Here is a 19,764-nt window from a genome sequence, read left to right as displayed (position 1 = left end):
CTCCGGCATCTCACCCCAAGGAGCAAAGAATGCGGCTTTTGATACTCGGCACCGGCTGGATGGCGCAGGAACATGCGCGGCGCTTCATCGCCATCGACGGCGTCGACATTGTCGGCGCGGTCGATGTCGATCCGGCCCGGGTCGGCGAGTTCGCCGACAGCTTTGACATTCCCAACCGCTTTACCGCGCTGGATGAGGCGCTGGCATGGGGCGAGTTCGACGCGGTGGCCAATGTCACGCCCGACCGCATCCATCACCCGACCACCATGACGCTGATCGCCGCCGGCAAGCCGGTGTTGTGCGAGAAGCCGCTGGCCGAAAACTTCGGCAAGGCGACCGAGATGGCCGACGCCGCCGAGGCCGCCGGCATCGTCAACATGGTGAACCTGACCTATCGCAACGTCGCCGCGCTGCAGAAGGCTCGCCAGATGGTGCAGGCGGGCGAGATCGGCATGGTCAGGCATGTCGAGGCGTCCTATCTGCAAAGTTGGCTGGTGTCGAAATTCTGGGGCGACTGGCGCACCGATCCGAAATGGCTGTGGCGCCTGTCGCGCGGCCACGGCTCGAATGGCGTGCTTGGCGATGTCGGCATCCACATCCTCGATTTCGCCAGCTATGGCGCCGCGGTCGACATCGACCATGTCTTCTGCCGGCTGCGCGCCTTCGACAAGGCGCCCGGCAACCGCATCGGCGACTACGGGCTCGACGCCAATGACAGCTTCGCCATGACGCTGGACTTTTCCAACGGCGCCTTCGGCGTGGTGCATGCCAGCCGCTGGGCAACAGGCCATCTCAACGAGCTGCGTCTGCGCATCTATGGCGAGAAGGGGGGCATCGAAGTGGTGCACAATCTCGATGGTTCGACGCTCAAGGCCTGCATCGGCGAAAACGTCGAGAACGCTATATGGGAAGAGCTCGACGCCGGCACGGTGCCGACCAACTACCAGCGTTTCACTGACGCAGTGCGATCCGGCGTGCAAGCCGAACCGTCCTTCCGCCATGCCGCCGAATTGCAGCAGGTGCTGGATCTGGCAGTGGTATCGGACGAGAAGCGCGCGGAGCTGCGGGCGAGTGCGGAAACGCGGTGAGCTGGGGCGAAGCGGCGGAGAGCGCGGGCGCCAGCGGTCGAGATAGCACTGCCGCCAACTTCGGATTGGAGGCTGCGCCAGTCAGGGGCCGGTCACGAGCGAAAAAACCAGTTTCTGCAAATTGCCGCCATCGCCGAATTCGACGCGGTCGAAATCTCGGCTTGCCTGCACACGCGCCTTCGAAATCGCGTCGAGCCGCTTGACCACCTCGGCCCTTGTCTTGCTGCATTTGGGATCGTCGGCGACGGTCAGGCCGTCCGTAGCGGCTTGGATATCGTGGACCATCTGGACCATGCTGGCGCCATGCACCTTCTCATGGGCGGCGACGCCGGCGATGAAGGTTTCCCAGTTCTTCTGGACGGCGGGCGGCAGGGAGCCGGAGGGTTTTGGCAAGGTGTAGGTGACGATCAGCTTCGGCCGCCCGGCCGTCAGCACGCAGTCCTTGCCCCTGGGCCGGTAGTCCCTTAACCCCCAGGTCAGCTTGAAATTGGTGTAGGCGATGGCACGGGCAATGCCGAGCTTTGGCCCTTTCTCGCCGATCGAGCGGTAGAGTTCGGCGCCGGACCGGCCCGAGATCGCGTAGGGCTCGATCTTCTCGACCGGCTTCCACTCGGCATGAGCGGTGAGCGGCGAGGCCAGCAGGGCGGCAAAGGACAGACACAGGCGAACGCAGGCTTTCAATCCAACTCTCCGCGAAACAGGACTGGTTGCCGCAACGGGCATGCCATCGGATCGCTTTTCCTATATGCTGCCGACGGGCGCTGCAAATGCCCTGGAGGCAGTCAATTGGGGGGAGTCATGAGAGCTGGACATCTCGTCGTCGTCGGTGCGGTTGCGGTCCTGCAGGCCGCGCAGCCGGCGTTTGCCGCGTCGTGCGGTGGCTGGAGCGCCAAGATGGAGGAAGACGAGGGCGGCAGCGTGCTGACCGCCTCGGTCTGCGGCGGGCCGAAAGGCGATGCGCATCTGATGCTGACCTGTTTCGACACGCCGGTGCTGAGCTACGATCTCGGTGCCACCGGCCAGCAACTGGAGCCTGGCATCAGCGGTTCGTTCGCGTTCAAGGCCGACGGCAAGACGGTAACGAAGACGCTGCAGCTGGAGGCCATGTACAACTACTTCGTGGTCAATCTGGCGAAAGCCGATCCGCTGCTCGACCTGCTGCGAGGGAAGGGCGATGTGTCGGTCAGTTCAGCCAAATATGGCGAGATCAGCTTTCCGCTGAAGGGCTCCAGTGCGGCCATCGGCAAGGTGCTGGCGCAGTGCGGCAAGGCCGGGCCAGCGGAGGGGGATTGAGGGGCTCTACAGTTCGATGCCGGCGCACCAATGAGGCGGTTCTCGTTGGCTCACCGGGCTTGCTGCCGAACCACCCCACCCAGTCGCACCGTCGCGGCCATCAACTCCTCGTCCGAAAACCCCGAAAAACCCAGCACCAGACCTTGCCGGGGCGCCCCGCCGATGAACATTGAGGACAAGGCCCTGGCGCCGACACCCGCCGCCTTCGCCGCCTCGACGATCGCGGTGTCCGGCCCGGCGTCCTTCAGCGTCGCCATCAAATGCAGCCCCTGTTCGGGCACGGTTACTTCGAGGGCATCGCCGCAATGCGCCTCGAGGCCGGCGACCAGGACGTCGCGCGCGGCCTGGACGCGGCGGCGCACGCGCCGGAGATGCGCGGCGAAATGGCCTTCGTTCAACAGGTCGGTCAGCGCGCCTTCGGCCAGCGTCGAGGGGAAGCGGTCGGAGCGCGCCCTGACCGCCATCACGGCATCGAGCAGCGCTTCGGGCACCACGACATAGCCGATGCGCAGGCCGGGGAAGAGGATTTTCGAGAAGGTGCCGAGATAGGCGACACGGTCTGAACCGTCCATGCCCTGCAGCGAGGTCAGCGGTGGGCCGGCATAGCGGAACTCGCTGTCGTAGTCGTCCTCGATGATCCAGGCATCGTTGCGCCGCGCCCAGTCGAGCAAAGCGAGACGGCGGCGCATCGTCATCGTCACGCCGAGCGGATATTGATGCGAGGGCGTGACATAGGCCGCGCGCGCCTTGGAGCACAGGCTTTCGCCGATCTCGGGATCGAGCCCTTCCGCGTCGACCGGTACCCCAAAAACCCTGGCGCCGCTGCCGGCCAGCACGGCCTGCGCCATCGGGTAACAGGGGTTTTCGATCCAGACGGCATCGCCGGGGCTGAGCGCGGCGCGCACCAGAAGATCCAGCCCCTGCTGCGTGCCCGAAGTCAGCACGATCTGGCCGGCGTCGCAGCGCACGCCGCGTGCGGTCCTGAGATAGGTGGCAATTGCCGTGCGCAGCGGCAGGCCGCCACGGGGATCGCCATAGCGGAAATGCTCCGGCCCGGGGCGAGCGAGGTGGCGCGACAGAAGGATGCGAAACAAATCAAGCGTGCGCGGATCGGACACCGCCACGCCAAGGCCGCAGGGCAGCGAGGTGGCTGCGTCGATCTCCGGCGGACGCGCCTTGACCAGTGTTGTCGGCAGATGCGGCACGTCAGGCGCGACGAAGGTTCCGGCACCGATCCTGGCGACGGCGAAGCCTTCCGAGACCAGGATTTCAAAACAGGCAACCGCCGCCGAACGCGACAGGCCGAAGCGCTGTGCGAGATCCCGGGTGGTCGGCAATTTGGCCCCGGCGGCCAGCGCGCCGGTCTCGATCAGCCGCCTGAGCGCCGCATAAAGCTCGCGGCTGCGCGGGCCGTCGCCCGGCAGGACCGGGATCAGCGCCGACCAATCCGGCAAATTGGTCTGTTTTTTCTTCATCGGATTGGTTCTTTTATCAACCAATGTCATGGCGCATGGTTGGCAGACAACAACCAAGGATGCAAGCCGTGAACGACACGCCAGCCAGCTTTCCGACCACCAGCCGCAACCGCGTCAAGCGCCTGCACGAGCGCGGCAGCTACGACCATGCGGCAGTCTTCGCGGTGCTGGATGCCGGGCTTCTGTGCCATGTCGCCTATACGTTCGACGGCCAGCCCTATTGCACGCCGACCATCCACTGGCGCGAGGACGACATGCTCTACTGGCACGGCTCGTCGGCCAGCCGCATGCTGCGCTATCTGCGCGGCGGCACGCCGGCGTGTCTGACGGTGTCGCATCTCGACGGGCTGGTGCTGGCGCGCTCGGGCTTCAACCATTCCGCCAATTACCGCTCGGCGATGTGTTTCGGCACGGCGCGGATCATCGACGAACCTGATGAGAAACTGAAGGCGCTGGCCGGAGTCGTCGACCGCTTCTATCCCGGCCGGAGCGAGACCTTGCGGCCGATCTCGGTGCAGGAGGCCAAGGCGACGATGGTGATCGGAATGCGCATCGAGGAGGCGTCGGCCAAAGTGCGCGCCAAGGGCGTCGGCGACGACGAGGAGGATTACGGGCATCCGGTGTGGGCCGGCGTCATCCCGGTGCGGATGGTGGTCGGCGCCACCGAGCCGTGTCCGAGGCTGCTGCCCGGTGTGGAGCGGCCGCAGAATCTGGCTAGATATGCCGAGGGTGCGAGACTTGATGACGCGCTGACGCAGGCGCAGCTGGCGTATGAGGGCGAAGTTTAGCCAGCGCCTAGTGGGAGCGTATTCAAATCTTGCCGCTGCCGCCGCCTCGCGATATCTCGACACCATGATCACCTTCCGCCGTGCGCAGGCCTCCGACCTGCCTGATATCGTCGCGATGCTGGCCGACGATCCGCTTGGCGCCGGCCGCGAGGACGCTTCCTTGCCGCTGGCGCAAGGCTATGTCGATGCTTTCAACGCCATCGACGCCGATCCCAGTCAACTGCTGGCGGTGGCTGTCGAGGGCGGCGAGGTGATTGGCACCTTGCAGATTTCTTTCCTTGCCGGGCTCTCGCGCAAGGGCGCGTGGCGCGGGCAGATCGAGGCGGTTCGGGTTGCCGGCCACCGGCGCTCGGGGGGCGTCGGCAGGCTGATGATCGAATGGGCGATCGATGCGTGCCGGGTGCGCGGCTGCGGCCTCGTCCAGTTGACCACCGACAGGTCGCGCGCTGACGCGCACCGCTTCTATGAGAGCCTCGGCTTCACCGGCAGCCATCTCGGCTATAAGAGAACCTTGTAGTTTCCCGCCCCGTCCCGCCCGGACAGCGGCTGGCGCATAGCGGACGGCTTTCAGCCCTATTCAAAGCGCCGGCAAAGACTGATATAGGTCAGCCAAGTTGACCTATATTGCAGCGTCTGGGGAGGCGTGTCGTGACCCTTATGAATCTGTTGGCTTCGCGCTCGTCGCGCATGAAAGCGTCGGAAATCCGCGAACTCTTGAAGCTGCTCGACCAGCCCGACATCATCTCGTTTGCTGGCGGCATTCCCGACCCGGCGCTGTTCCCGGCCGAGGCGATCCGCGACGCCTATGCTTCGGTGCTGGGCGGCGCCGAGGCGGGTGCGGCGCTGCAGTACCAGGTCTCGGAAGGCTATCTGCCGTTGCGGCGCTGGCTCGCCGGGCAGATGGGCAAGCTTGGCGTCGCCTGTGACGAGGCCAATATCTTCATCACCTCCGGCTCGCAGCAGGCGCTGGATTATCTCGGCAAACTGTTCCTGTCGCCGGGCGATACCGCGCTGGTGACGTGGCCGACCTATCTGGGCGCGCTGCAGGCTTTCAACGCCTATGAGCCTCGCTACGACCGCCTGACCCCGGCCGGCGGCAACATGACGCCCGATGCTTATCGCGCGGCGGCGGCTGCAAATGGCGGCAAGGCCAAATTCGCCTATCTGGTGCCGGATTTCGCCAACCCGACCGGCAACACGCTGAACCGTGAGCAGCGCGAGGCGGTGCTCGACCTCGCCGGCGAACTCGACATCGCCGTCATCGAGGATGCCGCCTATCGCGCGCTGCGCTATGACGGCGAAGGCGAGCCGCCGATCCTGGCGCTCGACTGCATCAGGTCCGGCGGTATCGACAAGGCGCGCACGCTCTATTGCGGCTCGTTCTCGAAGATCCTGTCGCCGGGCATGCGGGTCGGTTGGGTGTGCGCGCCGCGCCAAATCGTCGAGAAGCTGGTGCTGATGAAGCAGGCCTCCGACCTGCACAGCCCGTCGATCAACCAGGTGGTGATGCATCGCGTCGCCGAAGCCGTGTTCGACGGCCAGGTAGAAAAACTCATCGGCGCCTATCGCGAGCGCCGCGACGGGCTGCTCTCTGCACTGGAAGCCCACATGCCGGAAGGCGTGACCTGGAGCCATCCGGAAGGCGGCATGTTCGTCTGGGTGACGCTGCCGGAAGGGGCCGACGCCACCGAGCTTCTGGCGCGGGCGGTCAAGGAGGCGCGGGTGGCCTTCGTGCCGGGCAGCGCGTTTTATGCCGACGGCACCGGGCGCAACACGCTGCGGCTGTCCTTCACGCTCGCCGACCGGCGCGCGGTGAGCGAAGGCATTCCCAGGCTAGCCGCCATCCTGAAGGGATAGGCCGGCGCCGGAAGCCGGCTTTGCCTCCGCCATTACAGTCACCAGCCGCTCAAGCTTTGAAAGCCTGGTGCGAGCGAGCTTGCGGACCGGCTTTTCGAAACCTTCTTCGCCGTTTTCGACGACGAAGACCAACGTCATGAAATCGAGCATGAACTCATCTATGGCTGCCGCGACCTCGCGCGACCTGCCCTTGAACCGGCGCAGCAGAGCGGTTGCTTCCTCGATATCGTCGACACCGGCGCTGTCGACAAGCGCTTCGAGCCTCTGAAAACAATCCAATCGCAATTCCTCCCACCGCGCCACCAAACCCGGTTGCGAGCGGAAAGTTCCAAACTGAGAGTGGTCTCGCGAAAGAAATCGCCTCCACCGCTCGAATTCCGCGGTTTCGACCGGCCATCGGCAATTTTTTTGTTCGGGTGGAACCTCCGCGGCCAACAAAGGTTCTTACTAGGTCTGATCCCCCCTCAGACCTCTGAAGGCTAGACATGCTTTCCAAAGGCCCGCTGGATCCCCTCCCAGCGGGCCTTTTGTTTGCTGGACGGAAGGAGTATCCGCATTGACGACGCCCTGTCCGAACCTAAATTCGAACCCACACGAGGAGGCGTTTTCATGGAAACCCAGGAATTGCATCGCGGCCGGCTCATCGACCACATCCAACTGGTGGTCGGGGACCTTGCGGCCAGCCGGCGTTTCTACGAGGCGGTCCTGCAGGCGCTCGATGTCCCGATTGGCGGCAGCGGCGCCGACTTTTTCTGGGCCGACGAGCTGTTTGTCTCCACTGCCGACAGCCCGGCCGCACAGGGAAAACTCACCGGCCGCCATCACCTGGCTTTCCAGGCAAGGGATCACGCCATGGTCGATGTCTTCTACAAGGCCGGGCTTGCGGCTGGCGGCACGGACAATGGCGCACCGGGCGAACGGCCCTATCACCCCGGCTATTACGCCGCCTTCCTGCTCGATCCCGATGGCAACAACATCGAGGCCGTCCATCACGGCCCCCATAGTCGCAGCGCCGCTTCGGTGAAGATCACCTTCTAAGCTGCCGATATTCAGCCGGCCGGGATCGCGGGCGCATGGGGCGATGCTGGAGAGAGAGGCTGCTTTGCGTTGCCAGATTGGTGGCCACGATGCTAACCGTGCAAATGGCGAGCGGGAATCGGTATCGAAGCAACGCGCGCTGCAAAATCCTCAATAAAACTCCCCTTACCCCCGTGGAGATATATTTTTTATGCAAAACCCAACAAGGGCGATCTGTGCCGCCACGCTTTTATTTGCGATCGGGGCCGGTGGCCTCACAAGTATATCACCTTTTGCTTATGTTTCATCGGCGCAGGCGCAGGAGGAATATCTTCCGACCCAGAAGGATTTTGTCGGTAAATGGAAACTGAACGGTGGGGCCATCCGGCCGCCGCGCGATATGAAGGATGCGCCGACACCGGAACAGGAAGCGGCCGCCAATGAATTCCAGCAGACGGTGACCGCGTTTTACGGGGCGTTCGACTATCTGGAGATCACGGCGGACGGCCGCTACAATTTTCATCAGCCGGGTGATCCGACGTCGGGGCCTTGCGTCTGGTGCGGAACCTGGTCCTTCAGCAAGAGTTCGGCGTGGCTCAAGCTGGAGACGGCGCCCAGGCTGGATATCTACGCCAAGGACGGCGACATGCAGATGACCTACACTGTCGAACCCGACGAAAAATCGAAATATGCATGGCTGGTATTCGGTTGGGCGAAGGCCGAGTAGGCGGCGGCGCACGGCTCGCCAAACGGGCCTAAGCGGCTTTTCATCCATCTCGTATCCTCGTATACAAGAGGGAGCCAGCCGCCCGAGGAGACCGCATGAACCCGCTGCCTGAAACCGTGCCGTTTTTCAGCCAGTGGGAGACGCCCGACCTGACGCTGGACGTCCTCGCCGACGGCGCGGATGTTGCGCTCAGGCGCGATCCGCTGTGGCGGAGGTCGGGCGCGGAAACCCTCGATGAGTATGCGGTCTGGGCGGCCAACATCTGCGGCATGGCGTGCCTGAAGATGATCCTGGCCAGCCGCGGCGAGATCGTGCCGACGATCGAGCTTGCCAGGCGCTGCACCTTATATGGCGGCTATGTCGTCAACGGGGGATCGATCAAGGGGCTGATCTACGCGCCCTTCGTCAGCTTCGTGAAGGAAGCCTTCGGCCTGCGCGCCGAGGTGATGACCAATATCGCGACAGCGGAGATTCCGGCGATCATGCGGCGGACGCGCTTCTTCATCGCGTCGGTCAGCAGTTCGATCCGCTGGCCCGAGCGCGAGCCGCCCTCGAAGGGCGGTCATCTGGTGCTGGTCACGGCGGCGTCCAACCAGGGTTTCCGCTTCCACAACCCGTCCGGCCATGACCCCGCCACACAGGCAGACGCAGTGTTGGCGCCGGCCGATTTCGATCGCTTCTTCGCCAATCGCGGCATTGCCGTCGCCATTTGATTTTTTTGACAGTCGAGGGATTTCGATGACCGGTAAGACAAGAGTGGCCATCCTCTATGGCGGGCGTTCGGCCGAGCATGACGTGTCGCGCCTGTCGGCCGCCAATGTGCTGAAGGCGATCGACCGGACGCGCTACGACATCGTGCCGATCGCCATTTCGCGAGACGGCGGGTGGCTGCTGCAACAACTCGATGGCGCCGCCGCGATCGGCGATGGCGGGGCAGGGGCGCCGGTATCCGAGTATGTTGCAGAGGTCGCCCTGCTGCCCGGTGGCAAGGGCCGGCTGGTTGCCGTGTCGCCGGATGGTACGCGGCCTGACCTGCCCCCCATCGACGTCGTGTTCCCGGTGCTGCACGGGCCGTTCGGCGAGGACGGCTCGGTGCAGGGCTATGCCGAGGTCGCCGATGTCGCCTATGTCGGCTGCGGCATCCTCGCCTCGGCCGCCGCCATGGACAAGGATGTCGCCAAGCGGCTGATGCGCGAGGCGGGATTGGCGGTTGCCCGCTCCGTCACCGTGCATCGAAACGGCAAGCATTCCTTCCAGGAGATTGCCGGGATGCTCGGCCTGCCGTTCTTCGCCAAGCCGGCGCGCCAGGGCTCGTCCTTCGGGGTCAGCAAGGTGAATGACAGGGACGGCTTCGAGCAGGCCATCGACACGGCTTTCCGCTACGACGGCAAAGTGTTGATCGAGGAATTCGTCGAGGGCCGCGAGATCGAGTTCTCGGTGCTGGAGCGCGCCGACGGGTCGCTGACGGTGTCGCTGCCCGGCGAGATCATTCCGGCCGGCAAGCACGGCTTCTACACCTATGAGGCCAAATATCTCGATGCCGACGGCGCGCTGGTCAAGGTGCCCGCCGATATCCCGGCCGATGTGGCCGAGAAGGCCAGGGATATGGCGCGGCGGGCATTCCAGGCGCTTGGCTGCGAAGCCATGGCGCGCGTCGATTTCTTCCTGCGCGCCGATGGCAGCCTGCTCGTCAACGAGGTCAACACCATTCCCGGATTCACCGACATCTCGATGTACGCCAAGGCGCTGGCGGCATCAGGCATCGGCTACAGCCAAACCATCGACGTGCTGATCGAGCACGCGCTGGCCAGGCATGCGGCGCGCTGATCCGAACGAGCGAGCCTGACTTCCATTCCGCGCGTTGAGAGCGGCCGACGCGGGCCGGATCATTGCCTGTTGAGTGAGGTGTATTTCACCGTTGGCTAAAGTTGCACGTCGGCTCTATATGCCCGATCATGGCATTTGGCAGGGAGGCATCACGTGGCCAATCGTCGAAACGGCACGGCGTCTCCGGCTGATGGGCCGGGCGACGCCCTTTCAGCGGCCGCGCTTCATCCGCGAACCTCATTGCCCAATGTGGCGGCCATCGTCACGACAGTGGCGGCACTGTATTTCGGGCGCGAGGTTTTCCTGCCGATCGCGATCGCGCTGCTGCTGACCTTCGCCCTGGCGCCGCTTGTCTCAGCTCTTAAAAAGGTCGGTATCCCCCGGATTGCCGCCGTCATTGCCAGCGTGCTCGGCGCTTTCGCGGCCCTTGGCCTGTTCTCCTTCGTCGTCGCCACGCAGGTCAGCGAACTGGCGCAGAACATCCCGGTCTACCAGACCAACATCCTGACCAAGATCCGCTCGCTCAAGGAAACCGGGGTGGGGGGCGGGATCCTTGCCAGACTGAGCAAGGTGGTCGAGCGGGTCGGCCAGGAGATCGACAGGCAGGACCCCTCGCTGCCGGCTGCCACCCCGGAAAAGCCGCCGCGCGAGCCGGTGCCGGTCGAGATCGTCGCGCGCGAAAGGCCGCTCCAGGTTCTGCAGAACATCGTCGGGCCGCTGATCAGCCCGCTTGGCTCGGCCGGGCTGATCATTGTCGTCGTCATCTTCATGCTGCTCGAGCGGGAGGATCTGCGCGACCGCTTCATCCGGCTTGTCGGCTATGGCGACCTCCACCGGACCACCGAGGCGCTTCAGGATGCCGCCAAGCGGGTGGGCCGCTATCTCTTGATGCAATTGGTCGTCAACATCGTCTACGCCGTACCGATCGCGATCGGGCTCTGGGTCCTCGGTATTCCCAATGCGCTGCTGTGGGGGCTGCTGGCGCTGGCGCTGCGTTTCGTGCCCTATATCGGCCCGATCATAGGCATGCTTTTGCCGCTGTTCCTGGCGCTGGCCGTTGCGCCGGGCTGGTCGCTCGTGCTGTGGACGGCCGCCCTGTTCGTGGTGATGGAGCTGATCACCGGCAATGTCATCGAACCCTGGCTCTACGGTTCGCGGACAGGACTGTCGCCGCTGGCGATCATCGTCGCGGCGATTTTCTGGACGTGGCTTTGGGGGCCGCTCGGGCTGATCCTGTCGACACCGCTCACCGTCTGCCTGGTGGTGCTGGGCCGGCACGTGCCGCAGTTTGAATTCCTCGACGTGCTGTTCGGCAACGAGCCCGTGCTCGAACCCCATGCGCGCCTGTACCAGCGGCTGCTGGCCGGCGATCCGGAAGAAGCCACCGATCATGCCGAGGAGATGCTGGAGGAGAAATATCTGGTCGAATTCTATGACAAGGTTGCCATTCCGGCGCTTCTGCTGGGCGAACAGGACCGTGTGCGCGGCGTCATGGGCGATTTGCAAAGGCGGCAGGTGGCGGCCAGTGCCCTGATGCTGGTAGCCAATCTCGACGACAGCGCGCAGGAGGAGGCAGGCGAGGAGGAGGAGCCGCCCGTGGCTGCAGAGGCGAGCGACGATGGCGATCCCAACGGGGAAGACGAGACCGACCTGCCCGATGGCACGGATATGTCCGTGCTTTGCGCCGGTGGGCGTGGCGAGCTCGACGACGCCGCCGCCGCGATGCTGGCGCAGGTGCTGGAGGTTCAGGGCGCGACGGTATCGAAAGCCGGCTTTGCGGATATGGAGCCCGCCAGCATTCGCCGCCTTGAGCTCGAAACCGTCGACACCGTCGTGGTCGGATTCCTGAACCGGGATTCCGTCAAGCACGCCCGTTTCCTGGTTCGCCGGCTGAAGCGCGCGAAGGCCGCACTTCGGGTGGGAATCGTGTTCTGGTCGGAGGCCGCTGCTGAGGACAAGGAGACGGCCGACAAACTGGCCCGTGACATGAACGCGGATTTCGTGGCGCATGGCATGGTCGACGCCGTGCTGGGCGCGCTGTCAAACGAGCCGCCGGTCGCGCTCAAGCTTGTCGCCAAACGGCGCATGCGGCGACAGCGGGCCGCGTCCAAGAAGGTCACGGCGGCAGCGGCGGGTTAGGCCCTGCCTTCGCCTTCTTCGGCAGTGTCGGGGTCGACAAGCCAGGCACGAATTGCGGAAAATAGTTCAGACCGATGTCGATTTCCGGGAGGCCCATTCGTCTTCACGATAGGGAGCCGAAGAATTCACCCAATCAGGAACGATGCGATGACAATCACCATCACGGCATTTAAGCGATCGCCCGATCGCGGCAAGGGACTGGCGCGCGATACGCGCGTTCGCTGGGCGCTCGAAGAAGCAGGGCAGCCTTATGAGGTTCGGTTTGTTTCGTTCGCGGAGATGAAGGCGCCTGGCCATCTGGCACTCCAGCCCTTTGGCCAGATCCCCACCTATGAGGAGGGTTCTCTCTCACTGTTCGAGACCGGCTCGATCATCCTTCATCTTGCCGAGCAGCACGCGGGCCTGCTGCCCGGCGATCGCGATGCCCGCGCGCGTGCGATCACCTGGATGTTTGCCGCACTTAACACAGTCGAGCCGCCGATCCTCGAATTAACGACGGCAAAGATATTCGAAGCTGACAAGCCCTGGAGCGAGGAGCGTTTGCCATTGGTGAAGGATCGTGTTCGCGCCTGTCTCGACAGGCTCTCGGCTCGCCTGAGCGCCGCCGAGTGGCTCGACGATGCATTCAGCGCGGGCGATCTGTTGATGGTATCGGTGCTGCTGCGACTAAGAATGTCGGGCATTTTGGACGAATATCAAAACCTTGCTGCGTATGTAGCGCGCGGTGAAGCTCGGCCCGCTTACATCAGGGCTTTCGCTGCGCAATTCGCGGTCAACGCCCCGAGCACGCTGGACAGGCATGGGGCGCGAACGCTCTGAGATGTTCGCAAAGCCAGGGATGATGCAGCGGATTGTAATTCTTGGAAATGCCGGAAGCGGCAAATGACCCTGGCGCGGCAGATCCCAGACTTTTGCAGGCGGTGAGGAATGCTTGAAATTCGCCCAGCCCAAGAAGCCGACCGGCCGGCGATCGTGCAACTGTGGCATCAGGGCTGGCATGATGCCCATGCGCATCTGGTTCCGGCCGAAATCCTGGCGTACCGAACGCCCGCGCATTTTTCGCTGTGGCTGGAGCAATCCACCGATGCCTTCCATGTGGCGGCAGCCGATGAACTGCTTGGCTTCGTCTCCATCAACGGGGCGGAGCTGGTCAAACTCTATGTAAGCCCGCAAGCACGGGGAAGCGGAACCGCCCGCGATCTGCTGTCGCATGCCGAGCATCTCCTGTCCGAGCAGGGCGTGGCGGAGGCCGAGCTTTTCTGCACGGCGGGAAATCTCCGCGCGCAGAGATTTTATGCCCGCGAAGGGTGGCGCTTGAGCCGCAGCTTCGAAGACGCACTTTGGCTGCCGGACAATGCCGCCGGCAGGTTCACCGTGGAAACCCACTGCTATCGGAAGCGCCTGGGTTTTTGGTAGCTGGTCTATCGAAACGACCTTGGCGAGACCGTCGCGGACGCTGGAGCAGGGCGTCCCTACCGGTCGACCATCGCCATGCCCCGCTCGGTGTAGCGCGGGCCGGAGACTTTTCCCGGCGCAAGCGCTGCGTCGAGCGCGGCCATCTCGGCGGCATCGAGTTTGATGGCGGCGGCGGCGACGTTCTCTTCCAGGTATTTTCTGCGCTTGGTGCCGGGGATCGGCGCGATGTCGATGCCAAAACCGTCGCCCTTCGCCAGCAGCCAGGCCAGCGCGACCTGGCCGGGCTTGACGCCGCGCGCAGCGGCGATGTCGCTCACCTTGGCGGCCGCCTCGACATTGGCGTCGTAGTTTTCGCCCTGGTAGCGCGGGTCGTTGCGGCGATAATCGCCGTCGGGATAGTCTTCCGCGCGCTTGACCTGGCCGGTGAGAAAACCTCGGCCGAGCGGCGAGAACGGCACCAGGCCGATGCCGAGTTCGCCAAGCAGCGGGATGATCTCCGGCTCCAGATTGCGCTCCCACAGCGAATACTCGCTCTGCACGGCCGACACCGGATGCACGGCATGCGCCCGGCGGATGTTGGCCGCACCCGCCTCCGACAGGCCGAAGAAGCGCACCTTGCCTTGCGCGATCATCTCGCCGACGGCGCCCGCGACATCCTCCATCGGCACCGCCGGGTCGACGCGGTGCTGGTAGAGGAGGTCGATATGGTCGGTTCCGAGGCGGCCGAGCGAGGCTTCCACGACCTCTCGAATGTGCTCGGGCCGGCTGTCGGTTCCGACCTGCTTGCCGTTTTCGATGCGAAAGCCGAATTTGGTGGCGATCGTCACCTGGTCGCGCTTGCCCGTCAGCGCCCGGCCAAGCAGGGCTTCGTTGTCGTAAGGGCCATAGACCTCGGCGGTGTCGAGGAAGGTGCAGCCGAGTTCGATGGCACGGTGCAGCGTGGCGATGGATTCGGCCTCGTCGGCCGGGCCGTAGGACTGGCTCATGCCCATGCAGCCGAGGCCGATGGCCGAGACCTGCAGCCCTTGGCTGCCGAGCTTGCGTGTGTTCAGGGTCATGGTGGGGTCTCCAAGGAGGGGATGCCGCGACTATAGCAGCCGCATCGACATTGGCCGATCAATCGACACTCTATTCGATCAGGATGTGGGCTTCACGCGCGGCCTCGACGAGCGCCGCCCTGGCGACGTCGGGGGCGACATCGCCGCTCGTTGCCCGCCGGCAGGCGCGCAGCGCGGACTGATGCTTCGGGCTGCCTGCGTCACGCCAATGTGTGGTGAGCAAATCAATGGCCTGCTGTGTGTTGGACAGATGGTGGATGGAACCGGTGACGCCGACCGAAACCGCCACAGGCTTCGAGAACCATGCCGTTTGCATTGGAACCACCTCGATAGGGCTGAAGCGATAAACGCCTATGGCCGCTCAAAGGTTTCGTCGATGCCAATCAATCCGGTGTGAGAGTTGCCGATACCTCCCAATGGCATTGGGCGACCCATCTTGTCCGCGCGGCTCACATGTTCGAGGAGACGTCGCGGGTGGACGGTGTTTTGGGTTTGTGGGCGGCACGTTGCCGCGGCGCCTGATGGGCGGGGCGGGGTTTGACTGTGTTCACGACAGTGGGCGCCTGCGCCTTGCGGCGCTTGAGCCAGCTGGCTGACAGTTCGGCAAGGAGACTGCGCAAGCCTTTCACGACGTCCTCCTCTTGTAAGGGTGACAGGTAATTTTCGTCGCCCCAACTTGTTCCGCCGGAAATCTTTCCGCGGAAAATAAAGGTTCTTGCCGGCGAAAGCGGCCGGGCATCACCTGCCGATATAGGCGGCCAGTTCGTCCGGCGTCCCATTCGGGAAGGCCTGTTTCAGAAAATCCAGGAACGCCGACACGCGCGCGCTGAGCAGCCGCCGGGAGGGGTAGAGCGTCCAAAGAGCGATCTCCGGGCCATCGATGTCCCCCCAATTCACCAGGGTGCCGTCAGCCAAATCGTGGCTCACCAGGGAAATTGGGAGACGTCCAACACCGACGCCGGCCCGCACCGCATCCCGCACCATGATCAGCGTCGACAGAGCAAGGACAGGCTCGACCGCAATCGTCGAGCGGCCACCATGGTCCTTTACGTGCCATGTCTGGCGTTCGCCTGTGCCGCGTGCAACGCCAGGAGCGGCCTGCCCACCGGTCGTACGAGGAAGGTCCGGGCTCGCCACAACGACCAGGCGGTCGCGGAGAAACGCCCGTCCGACCAGGCTTTCGTCGGGTTTCGGGTTGACCCGGATCACCAGGTCGTAACCTTCCTCGATCATGTCGACAGCCCTGTCCTCCGTCGTGACCTCAAGCCTCACCTCGGGATGCTTGAGGGTAAATCCCGCGGCGATCCTTCCCATCGCGGTCTGAGAAAAATGCAGAGGTGCGCTGATCCGCAGCCTGCCCTTGGGTCTTTGGCCGCCCGAGGCGATCTCGGCGGCCGTCTCGTCCAGCTCGGCGAGCAAGGTCCCCGTCCGCTCGAAGAGTGCTCGCCCTTCCTCGGTGAGCTTCAGGTTGCGCGCACCCCGTTCAAACAGGCGCAGGTCAAGGCTGCTCTCCAAGTCTCCAACCCGCCGGGACAGCGTTGCCTTGGGCCGGCCGGTGGCCCTTGCCGCTTTGCCGAAACCCCCATGGCGGGCAACGAGGTTGAAATCGGTCAGGGCCAGAAGATCCATGAGTGTTCCACCAGTGAGACGGTACGTCTAAAATTTCGGCCTGTTTGACTGTTTGTGAGCCACACATATTGGGCCTGTCAAGCAACCCAACAGGAGAAATTCCATGACCATCCTCGTTACCGGCGCCACAGGCAATGTTGGCCGCCAAGTCGTCGAGCACCTCGTCAAGCGCGGCGCCGATGTCCGTGCTCTCGTCCGCGATCCGTCGAAAGCCAGCTTCCCGGCGGGCGTATCGGTCGCGCACGGCGACTTTCTCGATGTCGATTCGCTGCGCAAAGCCATGTCCGGCGTTTCCACCCTGTTCCTCTTGAACGCCGTGGTGCCGGACGAATTCACCCAGGCTTTGGTCGCGCTGAACGTCGCCCGATCGGCGGGCATCGAGCGGATCGTCTATCTCTCGGTGATCCATGCGGACGTCTATGTGAACGTGCCGCATTTCGCCGGCAAATTCGGCGTCGAGCGAATGATCGAGCAGATGGGCTTCCAGGCTACGATCCTGCGCCCGGCCTACTTCATCCAGAACGACCTGATGATCGAAGACGTCATCACCGGCTACGGCACCTACACAATGCCGATCGGCACCAAGGGGCTCGCCATGATCGACGTGCGTGATATCGCCGAAATCGCCGCTCTCGAGCTGCTGCGTCGGGAACGATCCGCAGAGCCGCTTGCGCTGGAGCGGATCAATCTCGTCGGTCCGCAGACACTGACCGGGACGGATATCGCGGCCATCTGGTCCGACGTGCTCGCACGCCCGATCAGCTACGGCGGCGACGATACCGAAGGTTTCGAGCAGAATCTCAAGCAGTTCCTGCCTGCCTGGATGGCGTACGACATGCGCTTGATGGGCGAGCGGTTCCTGACCGACGGCATGCTGCCCGACGCCGGCGACGTCGAGCGCCTGACCGCGCTTCTGGGCCGCCCGCTGCGTCCCTATCGGGACTTCGCCTCACAAATCGCCGGCTCCGCCTGACGGAACAGCTCTCATCATCATCAGGGTACAGAAACAGCAGGGCGGCCTTTTGAGGAGGCCCCCTGACTGGCACGGGACAAATGCGCGTTCAGCCGGAACTGCCCTACTGCAGGGTTGCCGGACCAGGCCTGTCGAGTTGGGCGATCACGTGCTCGCCACCGTCGCCACCGAGCCCATCCACGAACAGACCAGCTACGCCGTCGAAATTGGTGAGCCCGTCGAATTCAATTGCGGCGCCAATCAACTGGGCTGCCTGGAAGACAAGGTATTCGACGTCCTCGAGGGCGACGTTTTCGGCCAGATTCCTGACCCTTACATGCTCCGCCACCGCCGTGATGCTGACGATGCCGGTCTTCCTGAAGGCGATCTGGACCGCTGAACGGACGTCATCGCGCAGTCGCGCCGAGTAATCATACCGCATCGAAACCTCCCGAAGGGAACGGTTTTCTGTTCAGATCGCACAATGCGGCAAAGACTTCGCCTTGGCAAGTCACGAATTAAATAATACCCAAATAAATCAACCAGTTAGCATAGTTATGCAAGTGTGCGCCTTACGCCGAATACCCGTCAGGCTCATCATGAGCACGAGAAGCGGTTCACACATCGCGAGGTCTTGACGCGCTAGGAGCGGTTTCCTAACTATGAGGTAAATGAGTTGAATACTCATTCGACGTATTCATGGTCGTGAGCGAGGGAAGCGCGATGACTGAACTGGAACGCCCGGAACGGTTGCAGATCATGCTGACGTCAGACGAACTGGCGGCGCTGGAAAACTGGCGCTTCGACAAGCGCATGCCGAGCCGTTCGGCCGCCGTCAGGGAATTGCTGCGACGCGGTCTTGCCGCGGATGGCTTCCTGACGGCGGAGCAAGGGGCGAAGTCGCAAGACTTCGGCATCCTGCCAACCGCCGACGGCAATGGCATTTCCGACGGCGGCAAGGAGTAGAGCGGTTCACCGCGCGTGAGCCGCTCTGGTCCCCGCAACGGTCGGCGGTCGCCGCGCGGCGCCGGCCAGCGTAGCGGACGATAACTCTCGATTCAGAGGATGTTGGTCGTCACTTCGACGACGATCGCGGCACCTTCCAGGCTGCCATTGGTGACGTGCACGACGCGCGATACCCGCAGATCCTGCGTGGTTCCGTCGATCGACAGCGCAACGCTTTCTCCGATCCGGGGAACCGCCTGGAAAACGGCGTCCGTGGCCTCCGGCCGGTTGTCGATCGATATGCGGCAGTTGACGGTCATGAGATGTCTCCTGTGTCGGCCCGGTGGTCAACGCGGGGTCCGCGAAATGGTTTCAGGAGGCCAGATGCAACTTAACGGCGCCCGGATCCGTAACGCAGTAATTGCTCCATTGTTCATCGTAACGGAGCAACAGGGCTCGCCGGGGAGGGCGTTGGGGCTGCCCCGGCGAGCTTGATCGCTTTGCCCGGGGGCGCTGCCTCACCGAGGTATGGAGACGAGTTTCGGGGCCCGCAATTCACCGGCCATCCTTGCCGCCTGGAAAATTGTCATCAAAACCAGGATGGGCTCACCCTCGGTCGGGTTGATGGTCAGGACGATGCGGCCAAGCTCGTCGCTCATGCCGCAGGACCAGTCCTTGACGGCTATCACCTTTCTCGCGGCCATATGCCGTTCTCCTGCACGGGAGGTTCTCTGCGGGCTACGCCGTCTGGAGTTGGTCGACAGCACCCGACATTGCAACCAGCCGAAATGCGGCAAATGCGGCCAATATCATGAAAACCGCCGTGATGTTCAGGGACATCGCCGATGCAAGGACGCCCCCGTCAAAGCAACTCAGTTCCATGTCGCTCCACCCCTTCGATCCACTGTCGGCCAGGATGATGATCCTGCTTCGAGCGAAATACAAGCGCGCGCTAATACGCTGAAGCCGGCTGGCCAGTCCTGCACGCAGCTTCGAACCAGCCGAACGCTGGTTGCTTGCTGGTTCCCGCTCATGGGCTCGAACCACGATTCACGCCTTCAAAGGGCGCTGTCCTACCATTAGACGAAGCGGGAAAATGCAAGTTGCCCCCACCCCTAGCCGGTTCCCGCGCCGGGATCAACGCAATGCGGCGGCAAAGCCGACTGGAGGCGCGGTATCAGTCCGGAAAGTTGGTGACAGGTTCCTCGCAGCGGTAGACGGGGCAGCTGCCGTCACGGGTCGGGACATAGGCCGACATCGGCACCTCCGGCCAGTCGCATTCGTTGCCGAACTGCCTGACATAGCGGTCATAGGTGTTGGGGCCGGTGGTCAGCACCACGGCATGGTGACTTTGGAGCAGTCGCCGGAGTTGGTCGCAACTCATCGTGCGGGTATCCGGCCTGGCTTCGGCGAGGCCGGTCGCGGCCAGCAGGATCGCTGCCGTCATCAAGGCAATTCGGCGCATCGGCATGGCTGTTCCCTCGAATGGATGTATTGGCCGAAACTCGCATCCCGGCGGGTGGTTCCGCAACCGCCGGGTGGCCGTCTGTAGC

24 protein-coding genes and 1 tRNA gene are annotated in these 19,764 nt (G+C 63.8%); 14 read left to right on the top strand and 11 right to left on the bottom strand.

The window, feature by feature from the left end:
* Window positions 1-29 precede the first annotated feature (29 nt).
* On the top strand, window positions 30-1,088 hold the full coding sequence (locus tag NKI69_RS16420; protein ID WP_023813850.1) for a Gfo/Idh/MocA family protein: 1,059 nt from the start codon (window positions 30-32) through the stop codon (window positions 1,086-1,088).
* Between the two features lie 81 nt (window positions 1,089-1,169).
* Here the strand turns inward: NKI69_RS16420 and NKI69_RS16415 are convergent, their stop codons facing one another.
* Complete coding sequence (locus NKI69_RS16415; protein WP_502895812.1) at window positions 1,170-1,811, bottom strand: DUF922 domain-containing Zn-dependent protease; 642 nt, start codon at window positions 1,809-1,811, stop codon at window positions 1,170-1,172.
* 75 nt (window positions 1,812-1,886) lie between these two features.
* On the opposite strand from NKI69_RS16415, the gene NKI69_RS16410 reads away from it, so the two are divergent.
* The gene (locus tag NKI69_RS16410; protein ID WP_031213769.1) at window positions 1,887-2,381 is read left to right on the top strand and encodes a hypothetical protein; all 495 of its coding nucleotides are present in this window, start codon (window positions 1,887-1,889) and stop codon (window positions 2,379-2,381) included.
* 50 nt (window positions 2,382-2,431) lie between these two features.
* On the opposite strand, the gene pdxR is transcribed toward NKI69_RS16410, so the two are convergent.
* Window positions 2,432-3,856: a MocR-like pyridoxine biosynthesis transcription factor PdxR gene (pdxR, locus tag NKI69_RS16405; protein WP_023813847.1), complete on the bottom strand. Its 1,425-nt coding sequence runs from the start codon at window positions 3,854-3,856 to the stop codon at window positions 2,432-2,434.
* A 35-nt stretch (window positions 3,857-3,891) separates the two neighbouring features.
* Between pdxR and NKI69_RS16400 the strand changes: the two genes are divergently transcribed.
* From NKI69_RS16400 to NKI69_RS16390, 3 genes are all read left to right on the top strand, one after another.
* Window positions 3,892-4,644, top strand: a complete 753-nt coding sequence (locus tag NKI69_RS16400) for a pyridoxamine 5'-phosphate oxidase family protein (RefSeq protein WP_031213766.1) — start codon at window positions 3,892-3,894, stop codon at window positions 4,642-4,644.
* Between the two features lie 64 nt (window positions 4,645-4,708).
* On the top strand, window positions 4,709-5,161 hold the full coding sequence (locus tag NKI69_RS16395) for a GNAT family N-acetyltransferase (RefSeq protein WP_023813845.1): 453 nt from the start codon (window positions 4,709-4,711) through the stop codon (window positions 5,159-5,161).
* 140 nt (window positions 5,162-5,301) lie between these two features.
* Window positions 5,302-6,501: an aminotransferase-like domain-containing protein gene (locus tag NKI69_RS16390; RefSeq protein WP_031213765.1), complete on the top strand. Its 1,200-nt coding sequence runs from the start codon at window positions 5,302-5,304 to the stop codon at window positions 6,499-6,501.
* Here the strand turns inward: NKI69_RS16390 and NKI69_RS16385 are convergent.
* Entirely contained in the window at window positions 6,478-6,780 is a 303-nt protein-coding gene (locus NKI69_RS16385) for a hypothetical protein (RefSeq protein ID WP_245273301.1), read from the bottom strand. The two genes, NKI69_RS16390 and NKI69_RS16385, sit on opposite strands and share 24 nt — an antisense overlap.
* A gap of 330 nt (window positions 6,781-7,110) precedes the next feature.
* Between NKI69_RS16385 and NKI69_RS16380 the strand changes: the two genes are divergently transcribed.
* From NKI69_RS16380 to NKI69_RS16350, 7 genes are all read left to right on the top strand, one after another.
* The gene (locus NKI69_RS16380) at window positions 7,111-7,539 is read left to right on the top strand and encodes a VOC family protein (protein WP_023813842.1); all 429 of its coding nucleotides are present in this window, start codon (window positions 7,111-7,113) and stop codon (window positions 7,537-7,539) included.
* A gap of 190 nt (window positions 7,540-7,729) precedes the next feature.
* Complete coding sequence (locus NKI69_RS16375) at window positions 7,730-8,245, top strand: hypothetical protein (protein ID WP_023813841.1); 516 nt, start codon at window positions 7,730-7,732, stop codon at window positions 8,243-8,245.
* A 95-nt stretch (window positions 8,246-8,340) separates the two neighbouring features.
* A complete protein-coding gene (locus NKI69_RS16370; protein ID WP_031213761.1) occupies window positions 8,341-8,958 on the top strand; it encodes a cysteine peptidase family C39 domain-containing protein in 618 nt (205 codons plus the stop codon).
* A gap of 25 nt (window positions 8,959-8,983) precedes the next feature.
* Window positions 8,984-10,072, top strand: a complete 1,089-nt coding sequence (locus tag NKI69_RS16365) for a D-alanine--D-alanine ligase family protein (RefSeq protein ID WP_023813839.1) — start codon at window positions 8,984-8,986, stop codon at window positions 10,070-10,072.
* Window positions 10,073-10,225: 153 nt separating this feature from the next.
* Window positions 10,226-12,211: an AI-2E family transporter gene (locus tag NKI69_RS16360; protein ID WP_352554526.1), complete on the top strand. Its 1,986-nt coding sequence runs from the start codon at window positions 10,226-10,228 to the stop codon at window positions 12,209-12,211.
* 147 nt (window positions 12,212-12,358) lie between these two features.
* Complete coding sequence (locus tag NKI69_RS16355; protein WP_352722018.1) at window positions 12,359-13,030, top strand: glutathione S-transferase family protein; 672 nt, start codon at window positions 12,359-12,361, stop codon at window positions 13,028-13,030.
* A gap of 108 nt (window positions 13,031-13,138) precedes the next feature.
* Window positions 13,139-13,627, top strand: coding sequence for a GNAT family N-acetyltransferase (locus tag NKI69_RS16350; RefSeq protein WP_352722016.1), 489 nt, complete (start codon window positions 13,139-13,141; stop codon window positions 13,625-13,627).
* A gap of 56 nt (window positions 13,628-13,683) precedes the next feature.
* On the opposite strand, the gene NKI69_RS16345 is transcribed toward NKI69_RS16350, so the two are convergent.
* From NKI69_RS16345 to NKI69_RS16335, 3 genes are all read right to left on the bottom strand, one after another.
* Complete coding sequence (locus NKI69_RS16345) at window positions 13,684-14,685, bottom strand: aldo/keto reductase (RefSeq protein ID WP_352722014.1); 1,002 nt, start codon at window positions 14,683-14,685, stop codon at window positions 13,684-13,686.
* Window positions 14,686-14,755: 70 nt separating this feature from the next.
* Complete coding sequence (locus tag NKI69_RS16340) at window positions 14,756-15,001, bottom strand: DUF982 domain-containing protein (protein WP_023813833.1); 246 nt, start codon at window positions 14,999-15,001, stop codon at window positions 14,756-14,758.
* A 422-nt stretch (window positions 15,002-15,423) separates the two neighbouring features.
* Window positions 15,424-16,314: a LysR family transcriptional regulator gene (locus tag NKI69_RS16335; protein ID WP_023813832.1), complete on the bottom strand. Its 891-nt coding sequence runs from the start codon at window positions 16,312-16,314 to the stop codon at window positions 15,424-15,426.
* 103 nt (window positions 16,315-16,417) lie between these two features.
* Here NKI69_RS16335 and NKI69_RS16330 point away from each other — a divergent pair, with 103 nt between their 5' ends.
* Complete coding sequence (locus NKI69_RS16330; RefSeq protein ID WP_352554522.1) at window positions 16,418-17,287, top strand: SDR family oxidoreductase; 870 nt, start codon at window positions 16,418-16,420, stop codon at window positions 17,285-17,287.
* A gap of 103 nt (window positions 17,288-17,390) precedes the next feature.
* Here the strand turns inward: NKI69_RS16330 and NKI69_RS16325 are convergent, their stop codons facing one another.
* On the bottom strand, window positions 17,391-17,708 hold the full coding sequence (locus tag NKI69_RS16325; protein WP_352722011.1) for a hypothetical protein: 318 nt from the start codon (window positions 17,706-17,708) through the stop codon (window positions 17,391-17,393).
* A gap of 281 nt (window positions 17,709-17,989) precedes the next feature.
* Between NKI69_RS16325 and NKI69_RS16320 the strand changes: the two genes are divergently transcribed.
* A complete protein-coding gene (locus NKI69_RS16320; protein ID WP_023813828.1) occupies window positions 17,990-18,232 on the top strand; it encodes a hypothetical protein in 243 nt (80 codons plus the stop codon).
* 92 nt (window positions 18,233-18,324) lie between these two features.
* Here NKI69_RS16320 and NKI69_RS16315 read toward each other — a convergent pair whose 3' ends face one another.
* The 4 genes from NKI69_RS16315 to NKI69_RS16300 form a co-directional block, all read right to left on the bottom strand.
* The gene (locus NKI69_RS16315; protein WP_013530768.1) at window positions 18,325-18,531 is read right to left on the bottom strand and encodes a hypothetical protein; all 207 of its coding nucleotides are present in this window, start codon (window positions 18,529-18,531) and stop codon (window positions 18,325-18,327) included.
* Between the two features lie 198 nt (window positions 18,532-18,729).
* Window positions 18,730-18,915 carry a hypothetical protein gene (locus NKI69_RS16310; RefSeq protein WP_127297322.1) on the bottom strand — a complete coding sequence of 62 codons (186 nt, stop codon included), beginning with the start codon at window positions 18,913-18,915 and terminating at the stop codon, window positions 18,730-18,732.
* A gap of 316 nt (window positions 18,916-19,231) precedes the next feature.
* Window positions 19,232-19,305 (bottom strand) — tRNA-Gln (locus NKI69_RS16305).
* A gap of 83 nt (window positions 19,306-19,388) precedes the next feature.
* Window positions 19,389-19,682, bottom strand: coding sequence for a hypothetical protein (locus tag NKI69_RS16300; protein WP_127297320.1), 294 nt, complete (start codon window positions 19,680-19,682; stop codon window positions 19,389-19,391).
* Window positions 19,683-19,764 lie beyond the last annotated feature (82 nt).

Source organism: Mesorhizobium sp. M0491 (genome assembly GCF_040321265.1).
Classification (GTDB): Bacteria; Pseudomonadota; Alphaproteobacteria; order Rhizobiales; family Rhizobiaceae; genus Mesorhizobium.
This window is presented reverse-complemented; position numbering and strand designations above follow the sequence as displayed.

What these genes read in the sequence shown, in the direction of transcription:
- NKI69_RS16420 (WP_023813850.1), top strand. Translation starts at nt 30, where the DNA reads ATGCGGCTTTTGATACTCGGCACCGGCTGGATGGCGCAGGAACATGCG.
- NKI69_RS16415 (WP_502895812.1), bottom strand. Translation starts at nt 1,811, where the DNA reads ATGCCCGTTGCGGCAACCAGTCCTGTTTCGCGGAGAGTTGGATTGAAA.
- NKI69_RS16410 (WP_031213769.1), top strand. Translation starts at nt 1,887, where the DNA reads ATGAGAGCTGGACATCTCGTCGTCGTCGGTGCGGTTGCGGTCCTGCAG.
- pdxR (WP_023813847.1), bottom strand. Translation starts at nt 3,856, where the DNA reads ATGAAGAAAAAACAGACCAATTTGCCGGATTGGTCGGCGCTGATCCCG.
- NKI69_RS16400 (WP_031213766.1), top strand. Translation starts at nt 3,892, where the DNA reads ATGGTTGGCAGACAACAACCAAGGATGCAAGCCGTGAACGACACGCCA.
- NKI69_RS16395 (WP_023813845.1), top strand. Translation starts at nt 4,709, where the DNA reads ATGATCACCTTCCGCCGTGCGCAGGCCTCCGACCTGCCTGATATCGTC.
- NKI69_RS16390 (WP_031213765.1), top strand. Translation starts at nt 5,302, where the DNA reads ATGAATCTGTTGGCTTCGCGCTCGTCGCGCATGAAAGCGTCGGAAATC.
- NKI69_RS16380 (WP_023813842.1), top strand. Translation starts at nt 7,111, where the DNA reads ATGGAAACCCAGGAATTGCATCGCGGCCGGCTCATCGACCACATCCAA.
- NKI69_RS16375 (WP_023813841.1), top strand. Translation starts at nt 7,730, where the DNA reads ATGCAAAACCCAACAAGGGCGATCTGTGCCGCCACGCTTTTATTTGCG.
- NKI69_RS16370 (WP_031213761.1), top strand. Translation starts at nt 8,341, where the DNA reads ATGAACCCGCTGCCTGAAACCGTGCCGTTTTTCAGCCAGTGGGAGACG.
- NKI69_RS16365 (WP_023813839.1), top strand. Translation starts at nt 8,984, where the DNA reads ATGACCGGTAAGACAAGAGTGGCCATCCTCTATGGCGGGCGTTCGGCC.
- NKI69_RS16355 (WP_352722018.1), top strand. Translation starts at nt 12,359, where the DNA reads ATGACAATCACCATCACGGCATTTAAGCGATCGCCCGATCGCGGCAAG.
- NKI69_RS16350 (WP_352722016.1), top strand. Translation starts at nt 13,139, where the DNA reads ATGCTTGAAATTCGCCCAGCCCAAGAAGCCGACCGGCCGGCGATCGTG.
- NKI69_RS16345 (WP_352722014.1), bottom strand. Translation starts at nt 14,685, where the DNA reads ATGACCCTGAACACACGCAAGCTCGGCAGCCAAGGGCTGCAGGTCTCG.
- NKI69_RS16340 (WP_023813833.1), bottom strand. Translation starts at nt 15,001, where the DNA reads ATGCAAACGGCATGGTTCTCGAAGCCTGTGGCGGTTTCGGTCGGCGTC.
- NKI69_RS16335 (WP_023813832.1), bottom strand. Translation starts at nt 16,314, where the DNA reads ATGGATCTTCTGGCCCTGACCGATTTCAACCTCGTTGCCCGCCATGGG.
- NKI69_RS16330 (WP_352554522.1), top strand. Translation starts at nt 16,418, where the DNA reads ATGACCATCCTCGTTACCGGCGCCACAGGCAATGTTGGCCGCCAAGTC.
- NKI69_RS16325 (WP_352722011.1), bottom strand. Translation starts at nt 17,708, where the DNA reads ATGCGGTATGATTACTCGGCGCGACTGCGCGATGACGTCCGTTCAGCG.
- NKI69_RS16320 (WP_023813828.1), top strand. Translation starts at nt 17,990, where the DNA reads ATGACTGAACTGGAACGCCCGGAACGGTTGCAGATCATGCTGACGTCA.
- NKI69_RS16315 (WP_013530768.1), bottom strand. Translation starts at nt 18,531, where the DNA reads ATGACCGTCAACTGCCGCATATCGATCGACAACCGGCCGGAGGCCACG.
- NKI69_RS16310 (WP_127297322.1), bottom strand. Translation starts at nt 18,915, where the DNA reads ATGGCCGCGAGAAAGGTGATAGCCGTCAAGGACTGGTCCTGCGGCATG.
- NKI69_RS16300 (WP_127297320.1), bottom strand. Translation starts at nt 19,682, where the DNA reads ATGCCGATGCGCCGAATTGCCTTGATGACGGCAGCGATCCTGCTGGCC.